This is a genomic window from Pseudomonas sp. R62 (genome assembly GCF_000257605.1).
GTDB lineage: Bacteria > Pseudomonadota > Gammaproteobacteria > Pseudomonadales > Pseudomonadaceae > Aquipseudomonas > Aquipseudomonas atacamensis.
Genome location: NZ_JH635998.1, coordinates 870,306 through 874,170, shown reverse-complemented (window position 1 = coordinate 874,170; position 3,865 = coordinate 870,306). Strand labels below are relative to the sequence as shown.

The following is a 3,865-nucleotide window of genomic DNA, read 5'->3' as shown; positions in this document are numbered from 1 at the left end:
ATGAAAGCCGTTTCCCCTGTCTGCGTTTGGCCCGTCAGGCGGCCGAAGCTGGCGACAGCGCGCCGGCGATGCTCAACGCGGCCAATGAAGTGGCCGTGGCAGCGTTTCTCGACGGACGGGTTCGCTACCTGGAAATCGCGAGTATCATCGAGGAAGTCTTGAATCTGGAGCCGGTGTTGGCGCTGCACGACCTCGACGCCGTATTTACGGCGGACGCGAAAGCGCGATTGCTGGCCGAGCAATGGTTGAGTCGGCACGGCCGATAGTTTTTTGTAACGCAACGGCGACACGCGACACTGAACAGGATTGCGGAGAAAGTAGATGAGCGCGCTCTATATGATTGCCGGCACCCTGATCGCCTTGGGTGTGCTGGTCACCTTCCACGAATTCGGCCACTTCTGGGTCGCGCGTCGCTGTGGCGTCAAGGTTCTGCGGTTTTCCGTGGGCTTTGGCATGCCGTTGCTGCGCTGGCATGACAAGCAAGGCACTGAATTCGTGGTCGCCGCGATTCCCTTGGGCGGCTATGTCAAGATGCTCGACGAGCGCGAAGGCGAAGTGCCGGTCGATCAACTCGATCAGTCGTTCAATCGCAAATCGGTACGTCAGCGTATCGCCATTGTTGCCGCTGGCCCGATTGCTAACTTCCTGCTGGCGTTAGTCTTCTTTTGGGTCTTGGCGATGCTCGGCAGCGAGCAAGTGCGTCCGGTCATTGGCGCGGTCGAGTCTGGCAGCATTGCCGCCAGGGCGGGTCTGAGCGCGGGTCAGGAGATCGTCTCGATTGATGGTGAGCCAACGTCCGGTTGGGCTGCGGTCAATCTGCAACTGGTGCGCCGTCTCGGTGAGAGCGGCGCCATTCAATTGCTGGTGCGCGAGCAGGGTTCGACGGCAGAATCGCCCCGTACGCTGGCACTGGATAACTGGCTGAAAGGTGCCGACGAGCCGGATCCGATCCGCTCGCTGGGCATTCGTCCTTGGCGTCCGGCCTTGCCGCCGGTGCTTGCCGAGCTGGACCCGAAAGGTCCGGCTCAGGCGGCGGGGCTGAAAACCGGCGATCGATTGCTGGCGCTTGATGGCCAGCCGCTCGATGACTGGCAGCGAGTGGTCGATACCGTTCGTACGCGTCCTGATACCAAAATCATGCTGCGCATCGAGCGCGACAATGCTCAAATCGACGTCCCTGTGACCCTGGCGGCGCGCGGTGAAAGCAAAGCGCCAAGCGGTTATCTGGGCGCGGGCGTCAAAGCCATCGACTGGCCGCCGGAAATGATCCGCGAGGTCAGTTATGGCCCGCTGGCCGCGATTGGCGAGGGTGCCCGTCGCACTTGGACCATGAGCATTCTGACGCTGGATTCACTGAAGAAAATGCTGTTCGGCGAGCTCTCGGTAAAAAACTTGAGTGGACCGATAACCATTGCTAAAGTGGCGGGCGCTTCTGCCCAGTCGGGCGTCGCTGATTTCCTGAATTTCCTTGCTTATCTGAGTATTAGCCTGGGCGTTCTGAATTTGCTGCCCATTCCTGTACTGGATGGGGGGCATTTGTTGTTTTATCTGATCGAGTGGGTGCGTGGTCGCCCCTTGTCGGATCGGGTGCAAGGTTGGGGGATACAGATCGGTATCAGTTTGGTGGTCGGGGTGATGTTGCTTGCTCTGGTCAACGATCTGGGTCGACTGTAACGCTTCGCTGAATTGCGAATCTGCCGCATTTTGCGGCAGTTTGTTTATTGCCAGTTGGAATAAGAAAGGACTTCATGAAACGTCTGCTGCTAACTGCGGTTCTCACCGTATTGATGATCGCCGAAGTTCACGCCGAGTCCTTCACTATCTCTGATATTCGCGTCAATGGCCTCCAGCGGGTCTCCGCGGGTAGCGTCTTTGGTGCCTTGCCGTTGAACGTCGGCGAGCAGGCGGATGATCGTCGCCTGGTGGAATCCACTCGTGCGTTGTTCAAAACCGGTTTCTTTCAAGATATCCAGCTGGGCCGCGAAGGCAACGTTCTGGTCATCACCGTCGTCGAGCGTCCTTCGGTCGCCAGTATCGAAATCGAAGGCAACAAGGCGATTTCCACTGAAGACCTGATGAAGGGCCTCAAGCAATCCGGTCTGGCCGAAGGCGAAATCTTCCAGCGCGCCACCCTCGAGGGTGTGCGTAACGAACTGCAGCGTCAGTACGTTGCCCAGGGTCGTTACTCCGCTACCGTCGACACCGAAGTGGTTTCGCAGCCGCGTAACCGCGTGGGTCTGAAGGTGAAGATCAACGAAGGTACCGTTGCCGCCATCCAGCACATCAACGTGGTAGGCAATACGGTTTTCCCTGAGGAAGACCTGACTGACCTGTTCGAACTGAAAACCACCAACTGGCTGTCGTTCTTCAAGAACGATGACAAATATGCCCGTGAAAAACTCTCCGGTGACCTGGAGCGTCTGCGTTCCTACTATCTGGACCGCGGCTATATCAACATGGACATCGCTTCGACCCAGGTATCGATTACCCCGGACAAGAAGCACGTGTACATCACCGTCAACGTCACCGAAGGCGAGAAGTACACCGTTCGTGACGTCAAGCTCAGTGGCGACCTGAAAGTCCCTGAAGAGCAGATCAAGTCGCTGTTGCTTGTGCAGAAGGGCCAGGTGTTCTCGCGCAAGCTGATGACCACCACCTCCGAGCTGATCACCCGTCGTCTGGGTAACGAGGGTTACACCTTCGCCAACGTCAACGGCGTGCCTCAGCCGCACGATGATGACCACACTGTAGACATCCTCTTCGCTGTCGATCCGGGCAAGCGTGCCTACGTCAACCGCATCAATTTCCGTGGCAACACCAAGTCCGAAGACGAAGTGCTGCGTCGTGAAATGCGTCAGATGGAAGGCGGCTGGGCTTCGACCTACCTGATCGACCAGTCCAAGACCCGTCTGGAGCGTCTGGGCTTCTTCAAGGAAGTCAACGTTGAAACCCCGGCCGTGCCAGGTGTCGACGACCAGGTTGATGTGAACTACGCCGTTGAAGAACAGGCTTCCGGTTCGATCACCGCCAGCGTCGGTTTCGCCCAGAGCGCCGGTCTGATCCTCGGTGGCTCGATCACCCAGAACAACTTCCTCGGTACCGGTAACCGCGTCAGCATCGGTCTGACCCGCAGCGAATACCAGAGCCGCTACAACTTCGGCTACGTTGACCCCTACTGGACCGCTGATGGCGTGAGCCTGGGTTACAACGCGTTCTATCGCACCACTGACTACGATGAACTCGATGCCGATATCTCGAGCTACGCCGTCGACAGCCTGGGCGCTGGCGTCAACGTAGGCTACCCGATCAGCGAAACATCGCGTCTGACCTTCGGTCTGTCTGCTCAGCAGGACAAGATCAACACCGGTCGCTATACCGTTGACGAGATTTTCGATTTCGTCGACAAGGAAGGCGACAACTACCTGAACTTCAAGGCCTCGGCCGGTTGGTCCGAGTCGACCCTGAACAAAGGCGTGTTGCCGACCCGTGGTCGTTCCCAGAGTCTGACCCTGGAAACCACCATTCCTGGCAGCGACCTGTCTTTCTTCAAGCTCGACTACCGTGGTCAGCTGTTTCAGCCAATCACTGAAAACTACACCCTGCGCCTGCACTCCGAACTCGGTTATGGCGACGGTTACGGTTCGACCGATGGTCTGCCGTTCTATGAAAACTACTATGCCGGTGGTTTCAACTCGGTTCGTGGCTTCAAGGACAGCACCCTCGGCCCGCGCAGTACGCCGAGCCGTGGCACCAACCCGGGCACGTCGCTTGATCCGGACCAGGATCCGCTGCCGTTCGGTGGTAACGTCCTGATCCAGGGCGGTGTAGAAGTCCTGTTCCCGTTGCCATTCGTCAAGGATCAGCG

The 3,865-nt window shown here is 58.2% G+C and carries 2 protein-coding genes and 1 pseudogene; all 3 read left to right on the top strand.

Going from position 1 to position 3,865, the window contains the following annotated elements; translation table 11 throughout:
* Window positions 1-266 (top strand): annotated as a pseudogene (locus OQK_RS05440) (1-deoxy-D-xylulose-5-phosphate reductoisomerase); the annotation flags it as partial.
* 55 nt (window positions 267-321) lie between these two features.
* The gene (gene rseP, locus OQK_RS05435) at window positions 322-1,674 is read left to right on the top strand and encodes a sigma E protease regulator RseP (protein WP_016771473.1); all 1,353 of its coding nucleotides are present in this window, start codon (window positions 322-324) and stop codon (window positions 1,672-1,674) included.
* A gap of 74 nt (window positions 1,675-1,748) precedes the next feature.
* The coding region (gene bamA / locus OQK_RS05430; RefSeq protein ID WP_016771472.1) for an outer membrane protein assembly factor BamA at window positions 1,749-3,865 on the top strand (2,117 nt) is incomplete at its 3' end.